This window comes from Anaeromusa sp., from assembly GCF_028691475.1.
Lineage (GTDB): Bacteria > Bacillota > Negativicutes > Anaeromusales > Anaeromusaceae > Anaeromusa.
The window spans coordinates 19,105-34,478 of sequence record NZ_JAQUZF010000011.1; the positions used below are offsets into that span (position 1 = coordinate 19,105).

General features: G+C 50.4%; 11 protein-coding genes and 1 other annotated feature. Of the genes, 7 read left to right on the forward strand and 4 right to left on the reverse strand.

Translation table 11 applies throughout. The annotated features are described in order from the left end of the window. Positions 1-3: 3 nt before the first annotated feature. A complete protein-coding gene (locus tag PHF27_RS03095; protein WP_300065852.1) occupies positions 4-1,431 on the forward strand; it encodes a C39 family peptidase in 1,428 nt (475 codons plus the stop codon). Here PHF27_RS03095 and PHF27_RS03100 read toward each other — a convergent pair. Next, positions 1,420-2,283: an AraC family transcriptional regulator gene (locus PHF27_RS03100; protein WP_300065855.1), complete on the reverse strand. Its 864-nt coding sequence runs from the start codon at positions 2,281-2,283 to the stop codon at positions 1,420-1,422. The two genes, PHF27_RS03095 and PHF27_RS03100, sit on opposite strands and share 12 nt — an antisense overlap. A 115-nt stretch (positions 2,284-2,398) precedes the next feature. On the opposite strand from PHF27_RS03100, the gene dapF reads away from it, so the two are divergent. From dapF to dcuC, 5 genes are all read left to right on the forward strand, one after another. Next, positions 2,399-3,253, forward strand: a complete 855-nt coding sequence (dapF, locus tag PHF27_RS03105) for a diaminopimelate epimerase (protein ID WP_300065858.1) — start codon at positions 2,399-2,401, stop codon at positions 3,251-3,253. Between the two features lie 97 nt (positions 3,254-3,350). Continuing rightward, complete coding sequence (locus PHF27_RS03110) at positions 3,351-4,598, forward strand: metallophosphoesterase family protein (protein WP_300065861.1); 1,248 nt, start codon at positions 3,351-3,353, stop codon at positions 4,596-4,598. Positions 4,599-4,769: 171 nt separating this feature from the next. Then, positions 4,770-5,936 (forward strand): ABC transporter substrate-binding protein, encoded by a 1,167-nt coding sequence (locus PHF27_RS03115; RefSeq protein WP_300065864.1) that lies wholly within the window; start codon positions 4,770-4,772, stop codon positions 5,934-5,936. 234 nt (positions 5,937-6,170) lie between these two features. Next, positions 6,171-7,112, forward strand: coding sequence for an AEC family transporter (locus PHF27_RS03120; RefSeq protein WP_300065867.1), 942 nt, complete (start codon positions 6,171-6,173; stop codon positions 7,110-7,112). Positions 7,113-7,315: 203 nt separating this feature from the next. Beyond that, entirely contained in the window at positions 7,316-8,566 is a 1,251-nt protein-coding gene (gene dcuC / locus PHF27_RS03125) for a C4-dicarboxylate transporter DcuC (RefSeq protein WP_300065869.1), read from the forward strand. A 219-nt stretch (positions 8,567-8,785) separates the two neighbouring features. On the opposite strand, the gene PHF27_RS03130 is transcribed toward dcuC, so the two are convergent. Next, positions 8,786-11,317 (reverse strand): AMP-binding protein, encoded by a 2,532-nt coding sequence (locus PHF27_RS03130; protein ID WP_300065872.1) that lies wholly within the window; start codon positions 11,315-11,317, stop codon positions 8,786-8,788. A gap of 68 nt (positions 11,318-11,385) precedes the next feature. Continuing rightward, positions 11,386-11,639: a binding site (T-box leader), on the reverse strand. 247 nt (positions 11,640-11,886) lie between these two features. Here PHF27_RS03130 and PHF27_RS03135 point away from each other — a divergent pair. After that, a complete protein-coding gene (locus PHF27_RS03135) occupies positions 11,887-13,560 on the forward strand; it encodes a DUF6056 family protein (RefSeq protein ID WP_300065874.1) in 1,674 nt (557 codons plus the stop codon). Positions 13,561-13,859: 299 nt separating this feature from the next. Here PHF27_RS03135 and PHF27_RS03140 read toward each other — a convergent pair whose 3' ends face one another. Next, positions 13,860-14,708: a ChbG/HpnK family deacetylase gene (locus PHF27_RS03140; protein WP_300065877.1), complete on the reverse strand. Its 849-nt coding sequence runs from the start codon at positions 14,706-14,708 to the stop codon at positions 13,860-13,862. A 461-nt stretch (positions 14,709-15,169) separates the two neighbouring features. Next, positions 15,170-15,374: GtrA family protein (locus PHF27_RS03145; protein WP_300065880.1), on the reverse strand; the 205-nt coding region annotated here is incomplete at its 5' end.

Below are 15,374 nucleotides of genomic sequence, written 5' to 3' on the forward strand. Positions count from 1 at the left end.
CCCATGGAGGCGATAAGCGGCAAAAAAGGATTGCGGGCTTCTTGGCGGACCATCGCCCAAGGCGTAGGCGTTGCTTTATTGTGGGCGTTAAGTATGTTTTGGAGCGTTGAAACAGCCTGGGCGCAGGAGAAACCGCCAGAACTGATGCAGGCACAGAGCATAAACGGAGCGTATTTGGCTGATTTTACAACTGGTTCTTTTGAGGGAACGCAACGAATGGCGCAGGGAGAACTTGTATTAGCCGGGCCTAGGACGAACTTGGGCATATACTGCTCGCCTATTTTCAAGAGTGCTCCGTTTACGGAACTGGTGATGTCGTGGAATGCCGCTACCCCACAGAGAACGAACGTAGAAGTGCAGGCGCAGGTTCGTGTTGACGGCAAGTGGTCAGCTTGGTTTTCCTGGGGAAAGTGGAACTCTTGGAGCGCCGTCGGTTCGGAGAACAAGGCGATAAAAGACGAGTTAGCCGTTATGGATATTGATACTCTTAAAGTGGCAAAAGGGAAAATGGCCGATGCGCTGCGGTATCGCGTCTATTTAAGTAGTGTACAGGCTCAAGGTACGCCCCAACTTACCCTGCTGGCGGTTGCGGTAAATGCTGGACCAACAAGGTTGAAGGAATTCGTAGCGCGAAAAGACGTGGTGCTGGAGGTCCCGGCTTATGCGCAGCGGCGAAGTGATCCAAGCATTGCGGGGCAGATTTGCAGTCCGACGTCGATGGCTATGGCGCTCAACTATCATGGAGTGGGCGTATTGCCGGAGGAAATGGCTTGGCGCGCGAAAGATCATAGCCAAGACCGCTTTCCCTTTGGCAATTGGTCTTTCAACTGTGCCGCTGCCGCAGACTTTGGGCTAAAAGCGTATGTGGCGCATGAGAATTCGTTGGCAGAACTCAGAGAAACGCTGCAGCAAAAAGGCCCGGTTATCGCTAGCGTCATGTACAAGAACAGTGAAGCTGTTCCCGATGAATTGCCTGTGCTGCATGGTGCGCCGGTAGAGGCGACAGATGGACATTTGGTAGTAGTGCGAGGCCTGGTGCAGCAAGGCGGTAAGGACTGGGTCATCGTAAACGACCCGGCAGGAGACAGCGATTCGGTGCAGCGGCAGTACGAGGCTGGGGAATTTGAAAAGGCTTGGACGCATTATGTGTATGTAATTGCAAAAGAAAAAAAGGCCGTCCTCAGGCAGCCACGGCGTATTCCGGTAAAATTATTGCAAGTATCGGCCCAGGCCATTTTGCTCCAAGGCCAAGGGGGCGAACGTATCCCCTTGGAGCTGCAAAACATCGGCAGTATTGTGAAACGAAAAAATCAGGAAACAATCGGTTTTTTACAGCCGGAAACCCTGGGGGCGTTATTGCTGAATCCAGAAAAAGACTGCGAATGGCTGCTTGTCACCAAACAGCAACAAACGTTTTGCTTAACGTTCTAACGGCAGAGAGTAATATTTTTTTGGAGATACTCCGTGAGCTTTTTTAAAGGCTCGCGTAAAATTGGCATAATCTTGAAAGCCGCTTTCTAGGCAGGCATGGAGGACGGAATGACCAGCTCGGAGCAATTGTCCGGCGGCGATTAAACGTCGCTGCAGAACATATTGGTGAGGTGTAAAACCGGTGTGCTCTTTGAATTTGCGCGAGAAGTAACTGGGCGTAAGAAAGCAGAGAGAAGCTAATTTTTCCACGGACAAGTCGTCAGCAATATGTTCTTGCATATAATGCAAAATCGCATTAATCGTATCGTCGCTGCGGCGCTCGATATTGCTCAGCCCTGTTTGTCTCAAAGAAAGACGATTTAGATATACTAAAAGTTGCAGGAGTAATGTGCGTTGCAGGATATCTGCGCCAAAGGCAGCGCTTGTTCCTGCTTCTTTTAGTTGCGCGCATAACTCCTGCAAACGAAGCTGCAGGGGCGCTTCCGGGCGAAGCAAATGCAGACCGCTGGCCGTTGGCGCAAAACAGGCTCGCAGGTCGGCGCTGGAGGTGCTGTTCGCTTCTAGAAAAGAGGGGGTGAGCCACAAAATGATACGGTTATACGGGACGGTAGAATCGATAAGCGGTTTGTGAATGGTGTCCCTTTCAATAAGCAGCAGATCCCAAGGCTGTAGCGGATACGCGGTTCCTTCCACATAATACGTGACGTTGCCGGAAAGAAAAATGACGATTTTGTTGAAATCGTGGTAGTGAGAATCAATGCGCAAATTTCCTGTGTCCTGCAAATAAAAAAAAGCAAATTCTTTGGTCAAATACCCTCTGCGGTTGGTTAGGTCCGTTCTATTATTTATCATAGCAAAGTAATTCGCCACCGCAGGTTTTGCAACCTTTTTTTCAGCTTCTGCAATGTTTGAGCAAGCAGAGTTGGTTATAATGAGCTTGCGAAATATAGGCAGGAGGAATGCACCGATGAAATTTCATTTTTTCAAATACCATGGCTTAGGAAATGATTACTTAGTCTTAGATCCCAATTGTTTTGACTGGGAGCTTTCACCAGAGACGATTCGCTTGTTCTGCCATCGTCATTTTGGTATCGGGTCGGATGGCATTTTACTGGGGCCGTTTCTGGAACATGGCCAGATGCGTTTGCGTATTTTCAATCCTGACGGCAGTGAAGCCGAAAAAAGCGGCAATGGGGTGCGCATTTTTTCGCGTTACTTGGTAGATGCCGGTTATGTTGCTGGCAAAAACTTTTCGTTAAACACCTTGGGCGGTCAGGTAGAAGTAGAGCTGTTGGCGAAGGACGGCAGCCGCAGTCGGGTGGATATGGGCGCGGTGAGCTTTCTTAGCAGCCAAGTTCCTGTGAAGGGAGCGGAACAAGAACTGGTCGGAACTCCGTGGGCGGTGCAGGAAGAAAATTTGGTGATCACCTGTCTTTCTGTGGGCAATCCGCATTGCGTCATTTTACGGGACGAAGTTTCAAAAGAAGAAGCCTGTCGGTTAGGGCCTGTCATTGAAAGGCATGAACGGTTTCCGCAGCGGATTAATGTGCAGTTCTTAAAAGTTTTGGACCGGAAAAACATCCAGATTGAAATTTGGGAGCGAGGCGCCGGCTATACTCTGGCCTCGGGCAGCAGCAGTTGTGCAGCCGCAGCCGCTGCTTATCGCTTAGGATTGGTGGATGCCGCTGTAGACGTGCATATGCCGGGCGGTATTTTGGCGGTACAGCAGCGCGAGGATGGTCATGTACTGCAAAGCGGCGCAGTATCTTTTGTGGGCAAGGGCTGCTTTTCAGAAGAACTATTGAGGCAAGGAAAATTTTAGCCAACAAGCAGCGGTTTAGGAGGGACGCGCATTGTCAGCGTCCTTCTTTTTCTTTATGATGTAGATAAAGAAAAAGAATGGAGGTCTGGCGGGACCCATGAAGATAGGATTATCCAAACGCAACCTGCTGTTGTCGGCATCGGTTGCCGCAGTTTTATGGATAGGAACGTATTTTGCGCCGCTGCTGGCAGTTACGCCAACTCATGTGATGCTGACGCAAACGGCCAATCCTGCGGCGGAGCAGACTGTTATTTGGCATACAGGCCCTTTGAGCAAGGGGAGTAAAGTGGAATTCGCCGAGGCGGAAGGCGGCGCAGTGCAAAGCATTGCCGGTACGGAAAAAGAGGTGCAAACGGAGCGCGGGACAATCGTGGTTCATACTGCGCAGCTAACCGGACTTAAAGCGTCCACTCCCTATCGTTATCAGGTTGGGGACGGCGTATTCTGGAGCGAGAGTCATATCTTTACGACGGCGTCAGCCCAAACTAAGTCCTTTCGCTTCCTGCTTTTCGGGGACTCTCAAAGCTACACATATGAGCTGTGGCAGGAGGTGCTGCACGCAGCGTATGCTAGGAATCCGCAGGCTTCTTTTATGGTGAATATTGGCGATTTAGTAGATGTGGGGCTTGATTATGGTCAATGGGACGGTTGGTTCCAGGCGGGGAAAGGGATCATCGATTCCATTCCCGTCGCGGCGGTCATGGGAAATCATGAAACCTACACGCCTCAGGGGAAAATTGCCCTGCCAGACTATTTTGACGCCTTTTTCTCCTCGCCGGGGAACGGGCCGGAAGGCTTGAAAAAACGGGTATATTCCTTTGACTACGGAGACGCTCACTTTTCGGTTCTCGACAGCCAGCGCCAGGAGGAAGAGGCCTGGCTGCCGCAGATGCTGGCGTGGCAGCAGTCCTGGCTGGAGCGGGACTTAGCGGCGACGAATAAACGCTGGAAACTTGTATTTATTCATCGCCCCTTATATCACAACCGTCCGTCTTTGGATTCGGATGCAGATTTGCGTGCGGCCTTCGGGCCTATTTTGGATCGTTACGGCGTGGATGTCGCTTTTGCCGGACATGATCATGTCTACGCCCGCTCTTATCCGATTCAAGGAGGTCGATGGAGCGAAGCGCCGGGAGACGGCGTTGTCTATATCACTGTAGGCCGCAGCGGCACGAAGACCTTTGCCAGAGCGCAGCCCAAAGAATGGGACGCCGCCTTCCATAACCCGGTGGCGCAGCCGAATTACTTGACCGTGGATGTGAGTGATACGGAGTTAACGGTGCAGAATTTTGCCGCAGACGGCACGGTCCTTGATTCTTGGACGAAAGGACTTGAGAAACGCTAGTTAGCAGGCAGATGGTTTCTGGGAAAAGATTTTTCTTGCTGAGTGTTTCGTAGGTAAAAAGAGCTTGCCGGTTGTTTGTTGCTTCACTTATAATTATACAGACCAATAGTTATTCGTGTGTATTGGAAAAGGACGAATATGTTATTAGAGAAAGATAACGGGGGGAGAACTATGAGAAAGAAGCTGTTTTGGAGAAACATGCTGCTTGGCGGGCTTGTTTTGGCGTTGGGTCTGGCGGCCGGCTGCGGCAACAGCGCCAGCGGCGATTTGAAGATCGGCATGGTCTATGAACTGACGGGGAATACGGCGACCTACGGAACTTCGGCGGCGAACGGCGCTAAGCTGGCTTTTAAAGAAATTAATGCTGCTGGCGGCGTCTTAGGTAAGCAGATCCAGATTGTAACCGCCGACAACAAGGGGGAGCCGTCGGAGTCGACGAATGCCATGACCAAGGTGATTACGCAGGATAAAGTGGTGGCTGTGACCGGCTTTACGGTCAGCTCCTGCGGCATTGCCGGTTCTTCTGTAGCGGAAGGAAGCAAGATTCCTTTTGTAGCGGCGGCTACGGTTAATCCGAAAGTGACCGTGGATGGCAATACAGGCAAGGTGAAAAATTATACGTTCCGGGCTTGTTTTATTGATTCTTTCCAGGGAGCTGTAGGGGCGCAGTTTGCGTTGAACAGTCTCAAAGCAAAAAAGGTATCAATTTTGACGGACAGCTCCAGCGACTATAGCAAGGGCTTGACTCAGATTTTTAAAGACTCCTTTACTAAAAATGGCGGACAGATTGTCGGCGAAGAAGCGTATTTGCAAAAAGATCAGGACTTCAAGCCGGTGTTGACCAAGTTGAAATCTCAAAATCCGGATGTTTTGTACATTCCCGGCTACTATGAAGATGTTGGTAAAATTATCAAGCAAGCGCGCGAGCTAGGCATGAATATGCCCATTCTCGGTAGCGACGCCTGGGATTCGCCGAAGCTGGCGGAAATAGGCGGCCCTCAAGCCTTGAATAACACGTATTTTACCAACTTCTACTCGATCGAAGATCGCAATCCGGTTTCCAACGCTTTTGTGGAGGCGTACAAGAAAGAGTACGGGCAAGTGCCGGACTCCATGGCGGCTATGGGCTATGACGCGGCGCGGCTGCTGGTTGACGCCATCAAGCGGGCCAACAGCACCGACGCGGCGAAAATCACGAAGGCTCTGGCGGAAACCAAGGACTTTGCCAGCGTCAGCGGCCCGATGTCTTTGAATGATACCCATGACGCAGTGCGCGGCGTGGTCATCGTGGAAATGAAAGACGGCAAGCAGGTTTATAAAGAAACCATCAAACCTTAACCAATCTAAAAAATAGCTATGTCTGCCTATGGGTAGGCATGGCTATTTTTATTACGAAACGAAAGGCGATTTATAAAGGGAGTACGGAATTTTAACCGGAATAACAGGAGTAACATTAAAGCTGTTCTTCCGTAACCCTCTTGAGTACCCTCACGCGACTACGATTCTCTTTTTCAATCTCATTCCCCGTACCCTCGCTTTATTCTGCTCAATTTATTTTAAGGGGGCATGACGATGGATATTCAAACCAAATTGCTGTATTTAGTAATTGACCTGCTGTTGCCGCTGGCCATCGGCCAGGCCTGCCGGAGTCAAACACGTCTAAACGCAAGCTTTTTTCAGCGTATGATCATTCTTAATATCTGCCTGGTGTACCCGGTGCTGGCGGGGCTGACTATTTGGAGCCTGCGCCTGAATTATGAGCTCATAGGGCTGCCGCTGATGGGCGTGCTTCTTTGCATCATTCCAGGCATTGCAGCGTACTTGCTTGTGGAACGCAAATTCGACAGCGAATTGGATAAAGGCAGCTATCTCTTAAGCGCTATGCTGTCGAATACGGGAACCTTGGGCGGGTTGTGTACCTATATCATGTACGGTGAGGCCGGCTTTGCGTATACGCAAATGGCGGTCATTTTGCAGAATGTCGTTATGTTCATGTTCTGTTTTCCCTTGGCGCGATACTATTATCAAAAAAGTATTGGCCTTCCCTTTGACAGGCAGTCGGTTCTTTCTCTTTTTATCAACCGCAATCAGCTGCCGGTTGTCGGCATGGCTGTTGGTGTTGCCTTGAACGCAGTCGGCGTGGCAAGGCCCGTATTTCTGGAAGCGGTTGTTGATCCGCTGGTGCATTTGGGTGCCTGGACAGCGCTGATGCCGATTGGTTATTCCATTGATTTATACGCTATGCGGCAGTACTACCGGAAAATTTTGGATTTGCTGCCCATCAAACTGGTGTTGACGCCGCTAGTAGCCTATGCCTTGGGCCAGGTCGTTTTTGAGGAAACGGTGCTCATCAATACCATCGTGATTTTGGCCGCCATGCCGACGGCGATTAATGCGGTAGTGGCGGTGCAGCTCAATAAGTTGAATGTGGATTTAGCGACGGCGTCGTTTGTGTTGACGACAGCGGTATGTTTGGTGGCGGCGCTGCCCATTCTATTTGTTGTCCTGTCTTGACAAAGAAACCGATACACGATATAGTATGTTTGCAAAAGATGCTATATTCAAAAGGATAGTTTTAAGGTATTGTAAAAGTAAGAGCAAAGAGGCTCAAAGCGGAATAAGCGCTGCTTTGAGCCTCTTTTTTTACGGCAAATGTAAGTTTGTACTATCTATCGAAAAAAATGCATCAAAGATAAAACGCAAGGAGGACACAAGTGATGATGACAGCAATTGGCGTAGCTATTGTGGCAGTAACGGTATATTTTTTGCTGAAACGGTATGACGCAAGATTGGTGCTTTTAGCTTCCGGGATTAGTATGGCCTGTGTGGCGGGAACGCCCATGGCTTCGTTGGACGCGTTCGCCAAAAACATGACCAATGGCGGCTTGATTCAAGCGGTTTGCTCGGTTATGGGCTTTGCGATGGTTATGCGCTACACGGAATGCGATAAGCATTTGATTAACTTATTGGCAGGAGGGCTTTCTAAAGTTCGGCCGCTGTTGATTCCCGGCGTGGTACTGGCTACCTACGCTGTCAATGTGGCCTTGCCCAGCGCCGCCGGGACAGCGGCTGCAGCGGGCGCCATTTTTGTGCCTTTAATGATGTCGGCCGGCATTCACCCGGCGATGGCCGGGGCTGCGGTGAAATGCGGCACCTACGGAAGCATGCTCAATCCTGGATTGGCTCATAACCCATTTGTGGCGAAAATTGCCGGCGTAGGGGTCATGGATGTGATTGCGTTCCACTTCAAAGCGAATATTGCCTCTCTTTTGACGGCGGCAGTGCTGATTACACTGATTGCCTATTACCGCAAAGAACATAAAGGGTACATAGCGGAAGGCTTGGAAGCGGAAGCTTCCTTTAAGGTTAACTGGCTTTACGCCATTATGCCTATCTTGCCGATTGTGATTTTGATTTTGGGAACAGCCGGTGTTGTGCCGGCGTTGAAAATGGATGTACCTCAGGCCATGGTCATAGGGGCGATGCTGGCACTGGTCGTGACACGCAAAAATCCGACTAACTTTAGCAATGCTTTCTTCGATGGTATGGGCAAAGCGTACGGTTCTATTTTGGGGATTATCATTTCCGCCGGTGTGTTTGTTTCAGGGATGACTGCGATGGGGCTTGTGAAAACCTTTACTACGGCCATGCTGAACAATCCGGGCATTGTTAAAGTGTGCGCAGCGGTAGGTCCGTTTATTCTCGGCGTGGTTGTCGGGTCTGGGGATGCAGCAACGTTTGCCTTTAACGAAGCGATTACGCCGCATGCCGAGGAGTTTGGCATGTCTGCGGTGCAAATGGGCAGCATGGCGACCTTGGGAGGCACCCTGGGGCGTACTATGTCGCCTATCGCCGGTGCAACCATCATCATTGCCGGTATTGCCGGCGTTAATCCCATGGAAATTGCCAAACGTAATTTTTTGCCGATGGTAGGGGCCATGGTTTTAGGGATGGCCTTCTTGATGTAAGCGAATTGCATAATAGAAAACAAAAGAGGTAAGCCGCGCAGCTTACCTCTTTTGATATTTTACTCCTCGTAATCCTCCTGCGTGCCCTATCGTGACCTCGGTTTCCTTGTTCAATTCAACCTCGTCGAGTCCTCCATCTACGCCCTTTACTCTTGTTCAAATTCTCATTCTCTGGTTTTCCTCTGGCTTTTCTCTGTTCCTCTGCGTTTCGTATTCTTGTTACGCTGTCTCGACTTTGCTGTCTGCCGCAAGGCCCAGCTTGGCCACGGCCTGCTCGCGCATTTTGTACTTCATGATCTTGCCGGCGGCGTTCATGGGGAACTCGTGGACAAAGTCAATATAGCGAGGTGTTTTGTGCTTGGCCATATGAGAGCGGATGTAGTCTTTGAGTTCATCCGAAGTCATCGTTGTGCCGTCTTTTAAGATGACGCAGGCCATGATTTCTTCGCCGTACTGTTTGTCCGGCACGCCGATGACTTGTACATCTTTGACTTTTTCATGGGTATAGATAAAGTCTTCGATTTCTTTAGGATAGATGTTTTCACCGCCGCGAATCACCATATCCTTGATGCGGCCTGTGATTTTGAAGTAACCCTTTTCATCGCGCTTGGCCAGGTCGCCGGTGTGGAGCCAGCCGTCCTTATCAATAGCGGCGGCAGTAGCTTCTGGCATTTTGTAGTAACCTTTCATGATGTTATAACCGCGGGCGACAAATTCCCCGGACACATTGTCCGGCAAATCTTCGCCGGTTTCGGGGTCTACAATTTTGCACTCTACGCCCGGCAAGGCGCGGCCTACGGTGGAGACGCGCAGTTCAATGGAATCGTCTACACGGCTCTGGGTGCAGCCGGGGGCGGATTCGGTTTGGCCGAAAACAATGGTGATTTCCGTCATGTTCATCTTGTTGACCACGTCTTGCATGACTTTGGTGGGGCAGGGGCTGCCGGCCATGATGCCTGTGCGTACGTGAGAAAAATCGGTCTTGGGGAAATCCGCATGCTCCAGCATGGCGATGAACATGGTGGGAACGCCATGGAAGCAGGTGATTTTTTCGCGGTTGATGCATTCCAGCGACTGCTTGGGAGAAAAGTAAGGGAGCGGCGACATGGTAGCGCCGTGGGTCATGGCGGCCGTCATTGCCAAGACCATGCCGAAGCAGTGGAACATAGGCACCTGAATCATCATGCGGTCAGCGGTGGAGAGATCCATGCAGTCCCCAATGTTTTTACCGTTGTTGACGACATTGTAGTGCGTAAGCATGACGCCCTTGGGGAAGCCGGTGGTACCGGAAGTGTACTGCATGTTGCAGACATCGTGCTTGTTCAGAGCGCGTTCGCGGCGATAGACTTCTTCGACCGGTACGGTTTCCGACATCTCCACGGCTTCTTCCCAGGTCAGGCAGCCTGGCTGCTTGGATTCGACGGTGATGATGTTGCGCAGGAACGGCAGGCGGACCGAATGCAGCGGTGCCCCAGGCTTGGTGTGCTCCAGTTCGGGGCAGAGCTCCTGCATGATCTCGACATAGTTGGAATCTTTGTAGCCGTCAACCATGACCAGTGTGTGCGTGTCGGATTGGCGGAACAGGTACTCTGCTTCATGAATTTTATAAGCCGTATTGACCGTGACCAGGACGGCGCCGATTTTGGTGGTGGCCCAGAAGGTAATATACCATTGGGGCACGTTCGTAGCCCAAATGGCGACATGATCGCCTGGCTTTACGCCCAAAGCAATTAAAGAACGGGCAAAGGCGTCTACATCGTCCCGAAATTCCGCATACGTGCGTGTGTAATCATGCGTGGTATAGCGAAAAGCGTACTGGTCAGGGAATTCGGCTACTACATGATCCAGGACTTGGGGGAAGGTTAGGTCAATAAGGCTGTCCTTTTCCCAGATGAACTTGCCTGTTTTGGCATTGTTGTCAAATAAGCGGCCTTTAGAGGTGTTCTTTTCGATAAAGCGATTCATGTAATGAGCGAAATGCGGGAAGACAACTCCGGCATTGGCCAAGTCCGGCGCCCAGGCTTTGACCCACTCCAAGGAGAGGTAACCGGCGTATTTGATGGAATTTAAGGCGGACATAATTTGTGCAATCGGCAGATCTCCTTCGCCCAGCATGCGATATTGAATGGCATCATCTATGACGACAGAATCTTTGACATGAGCGTATTTGATGTAAGCGCCGAGATTTTGCACGGTTTGCTCCGGCGTTTCTCCGGTAAAACGGTAGGGGTGATGAATGTCCCACAAGGCGCCGATGGCGTCGCTGGCTACCTGATTGAGGAGATTGCCCAAACGTTTTGTATCGGCATAATCGCCGCATGTTTCTACCAGAAGCGTGACTTGATTGGCTTCGGCGATGGGGATCAGGCGGCGCAGGGCGGCGAGGACAACTTGGTCGTCAACATCTCCCGTGGGCTGAGGTTCGCTATCGCCTAAAATACGAATATAAGGCGTACCCAGTTTGCCGGCCAGCGTAATGTAACGTACAAGCTCTTTGTGGTTTTCTTCGGCTTTTTCGGCAAACTTCAGACAGCAGCCGGAGGAAAGGCAAGAAATTTCAAGGCGCAGCTCTTCCAATTTTTTCTTGGTCTGCGGCCATTGTTCTTCAGAAAGAGGTTGGGCCGGTCCGGTGAAGCGCTTATCTCCCAGACCGCGGACCTCAATCCCGTCAAAGCCAAAGTCTTTGGCCAGAGAATAAATGTCGCGCCAGCCGAATTCAGGACAACCCAAGGTGGAAAAAGAAATTTTCATAATAATCTCTCCTCTGCTTTTGTTTTCCAGGGGGCGGAAACAAAAAAAATCGTCCCCTGGCATTGCTGCCAAGAGACGAAAGCATACACTTCCGTGGTACCACTCTTGTTGATATGAAATATATCCACTCTGCAGGCGCGGCCCATCTAGGCGATGCCTCTCTCGTGATAACGGCGAGATGCCCGTTCACGCCTACTTGCTGATTGCGTTCGGGTGAATGCTCAAGGGTGAGTTTCGCTATAGCGCGGTACGCTGTTTCACACCAACCAACAGCTCTCTTAAGTGACGCGGCGCTAGGCTTTTTCCCTTTCAATGCATTTTGTATATTAAAATCTTGGTTATAACTTAGCAAAATGACTAATCTTTGTCAAGAAGAAAGTTACAAAAAAATATTAAAAGAGCAAAAGCAAAGATGTTAGTGTAAATTAACATCCGTTGTAATCGAAGAGGTAGTAAGTGTTATGACGTGAAGAGCATTGTAAGAAAGATGGCAGGGGCTGATTTTTGTGGTACACTAAGGAAGCGCCTGAGTCGCAATGTGTAACGAACAAGGAGGAACTAAAAAACCCATGGAAATGCAAGAAAACAAAGCATATAGCCGCAGTGATTTTTTGTCGTGGGGGATGCTGGCTTTGCTTTTTGTGTATATGTTGTCTCTGAACTTTTTCATGCCGCTGCATCGCGATGATTATTGGTATTCCTTGATTTGGGGAACGATGGACAAGCTGGCGGTTTGGCCGGATGTATTTCAATCCATGTATGCCCATTATTTGACTCACGGCGGTCGCATGACGGCCTATGTGGTGCTGAGCAGTTTTTTGCTGGCAGGCAAGTTTTGGTTCAACTTATTCAACTCTTTTATGTATGTAGCCTTGATTGTGCTGATGTACTGGCATTCGCAACGCCAGCTTACCTGGCGCTTTCAGCCGCATGTTTTATTGCTGCTGATTACCTTTACGTGGCTGGGGCTGCCTCATTTTGCGGAAGTGACGATTTGGATGGCCGGCTCGTGCACCTATTTATTTACGGCTGTGTTGATTCTTGCGTTTTTTCTCCCCTACCATTTTCAAGCCTTGGGCAGAGGACTGTGGCAAGGCGGTTTTTGGGCGTCTTTAAGTATGCTGATTTTGGGCGTGCTTGCAGGCTGGGGTATTGAAAATACTTCAGCTACCACGGCTTTTGTCAGTGTTTGCGCCACCTTCTATTTTTACAAGAAGAAACAGCTGCAAACGTGGATGCTGACCGGCTGTTTTGGCGCGGTACTGGGGATGGTTATGCTGGTTGCTGCGCCGGGAAACTATGTGCGTTTTGACGATTCGAAAACAAAGGTGCTTTATCATTTTACCAATCTTATCGCTGCCGGGGCGGAGGCGCTGCTCTATGTGCTGCCGGTAGTGTTGTTTTTGCTGCTGGCCTGGCGGGTTTTGCGGGCTTGCCACGAGAAAGGCGCTGCTGCGGCAACGGAAAACCGAAAGCTGGACGGAACTTTTATTTTTTCCTCTGTCATGACTATGGCGGCAATTGCTTTTTTTCTGCTTTCCTATAGCAACGGTCATTTCTTTTCTACTTGGCTGGGACCGCTGCTGATAGCTAAGGTGGCCGTGCCGCTGGGCGTCGCGACGCCGCGGTTGCAGGTGCAGCTTTTTAATACCTTGTCCGGTCTGGAAGAGATGCTGATCTATCTGCTTACGATCACGCAACTCTATCGGTATGCCTTTACCAAGCTGTCGTTGCGCAAGAAGGATTTGAGAGGCGCACGCAGCGGCTGGGGGGAGATTATGGCAGTGCATCCGGCTTGCTGGCATGTAGCGGCCTGGTTGGCGCTGGCTCTGTTTAACCATTTTGTCATGGTGGCGTCGCCCCGCTTTCCGGCGCGGGCTACCTTTGGGTCAGTCACGTTTTTACTGATTGCCACAGCCGGCGTATTCACCGTGCCCGAAGTGCGTCAATACTTTTTGGAGACGGCTCGCAGGAAATACATGGCGCTCTTTGCGGTCTTGGTTCTGCTGCCCATGATGGCGGCAACCTTGAATCAATATGTGACCATCCATCGGGAAGACGGGGCGCGGATGGCCTATGTGCGGGAAATGGCGGCTCAGGGAGCGACAGAGCTCGAAGTGGCGCCTATTTCCATCAAAAATCGCGTGCTGCGCCATGTGTACTTTGAGGACTTGAACAATTCCGTCTCGCGTGACCTGCTCTGCAATTATTACGGCTTGAAAACGATCAAGCTGAAAGAATAGCCGAGATTAGGAACGAACAAGAGAATCGGAGAACCGGAGGGGCCGCAAGAGGGGAAAAGCCGGTACTTCAAGTAACAACAGGATTCAGAGAGAAATTTAGAATTTTTAAAAGCCAGTGAAACCTTTTAAGTAAGGATTTCACTGGCTTTTCTGGATACTGTTGATCTTTTTTGATTATACTTCCAAACATCGTAAGCCTCATGCGAGCCCTCAGGTTCTCATCGCGACTCCTGTTCAATCCAACCTCGTCGTGCCCTCCCTTTACTCCTTCTACTCATGTTTAAACATTCCGTTCTTTCTCACGGAATATCCCGGAAGGAAGCCAGGGTGATCGAGCGCTCTTTGAGCAACGCTTTTGCTTGGCTGCTTAGGGCTGTCTGCAGTTCTTCTTCGAATTGGTGCGCCCAGCCGCAGGCGGCTGCTAAAGCCTGATTATCCGTGCCAGGATGAATCATGATTTCCGTGGAACCTGCAGGCAGCTTGCGCAAAATTTCTAAGAAGCTTTCTTCCCGCAGGCCGCCTCCGGCGACAATGCCGAAGAAATGGTCCGGCGTCCGAAACCCGCGCTGCCGCGCCTTGCGGCGGGCTAAAGCGGCTAGGAAGATAAGGCCGGAACGGCCGACGAACTGTCCAGGCGTACAGGAGTAGCCGCCGGTAAAGCCGAGCGGTACGGAAGGAATGCGTACGGCTTTGATTTGGTGGGCCGCGGCCAGTTCTAAGGCGATGTCGATAATTCCAGGCAGCACATGAAGATGCTGGTGGCTGTCAATATGGGTGATGCGCAGGCCGCTGTCGACAACTTTTTGAATTTGAGCGGCCAGTTCGGCGCGTACTTCTTTTAAAGAAACGGCGCCTTTAAAAAAGCGAGCCATAAACTGCGGGTATTTTTCAGCAAGCTGGCCGTTTTCATCGACTAAGCTGGGGATTTGCTCCGGCGGAAGCAAGGGCTTCTCGCCGATGAGCGTCAAATGTACCCCTACTCCTAACGAAGGATGAGCGGCTGCCTTGGTTACGGCGTCGTCAAAAGCGGCGGCGCTGGGCATCAAGGTGGCGCTGGTGATGCAGCCTTCTACATGACCTTGAATGACAGCATCGTTTATGAGAACATGACGGCCGAAATCATCGGCGTTGACAATGAGTTTTCGCATGAGTACTCCTTTTTTCTGTGTCAGATAGTAAAAATTCTTATGGTTGAAAACCAAGATGTATCAAGAAATACATGAATTTACATAAAAATGGCGGCATGCTTGCATTTGTGACAAGATTTGCACGCGCCTCGAAAAAGCGAGCTAAGTCGGCAGTTTCTTAACTCGCTGTGCTCAAACAGGCGAAACTGTACTCCGCCTTAGCTCGCTTTTTCGTCCTGCGGACCGTCTTGTTCCAATAAAAGTCTCAACTACAAGCATTGCCGCCGTAACCGATCCTAGGCGCATCTAGCGCTTTTATTAGCATTATTCTGTAGGGAACCGATGACTTAATGAGCACTCCGCTTAAGCACGAATTTTTTTCGTCAGGCGAGAAAGAAAACGCAGGCATAGCGGCGCTCTGTCGAGTATTTCTGACGATGTATGACGAGAAAAAGGCTGCTTTAGCGCGAGATGCGAGTAAATCAGCGGTTCCCTAGACGGAAGACCACATGCTTGCTGGCAAAATAGTTAAGAATCGCCACAAGCCCGCTTGCCGCCAATTTCGCTGCGGCATCAGGGATGAGCAGTGCTTCGACCATGATAATCATCGAAAGAATATCAGCAAAATACGAAAGGGTTCGGAAAAAGAGAAAACTGGAAAACTCTCTGCAGAGAAGGGCGATATCG

Coding starts and splice junctions, on each gene's coding strand:
- PHF27_RS03095 (WP_300065852.1), top strand. CDS start 4: ATGGAGGCGATAAGCGGCAAAAAAGGATTGCGGGCTTCTTGGCGGACC.
- PHF27_RS03120 (WP_300065867.1), top strand. CDS start 6,171: ATGGATATTCAAACCAAATTGCTGTATTTAGTAATTGACCTGCTGTTG.
- PHF27_RS03115 (WP_300065864.1), top strand. CDS start 4,770: ATGAGAAAGAAGCTGTTTTGGAGAAACATGCTGCTTGGCGGGCTTGTT.
- PHF27_RS03135 (WP_300065874.1), top strand. CDS start 11,887: ATGGAAATGCAAGAAAACAAAGCATATAGCCGCAGTGATTTTTTGTCG.
- PHF27_RS03140 (WP_300065877.1), bottom strand. CDS start 14,708: ATGCGAAAACTCATTGTCAACGCCGATGATTTCGGCCGTCATGTTCTC.
- dapF (WP_300065858.1), top strand. CDS start 2,399: ATGAAATTTCATTTTTTCAAATACCATGGCTTAGGAAATGATTACTTA.
- PHF27_RS03110 (WP_300065861.1), top strand. CDS start 3,351: ATGAAGATAGGATTATCCAAACGCAACCTGCTGTTGTCGGCATCGGTT.
- dcuC (WP_300065869.1), top strand. CDS start 7,316: ATGATGACAGCAATTGGCGTAGCTATTGTGGCAGTAACGGTATATTTT.
- PHF27_RS03130 (WP_300065872.1), bottom strand. CDS start 11,317: ATGAAAATTTCTTTTTCCACCTTGGGTTGTCCTGAATTCGGCTGGCGC.
- PHF27_RS03100 (WP_300065855.1), bottom strand. CDS start 2,283: ATGATAAATAATAGAACGGACCTAACCAACCGCAGAGGGTATTTGACC.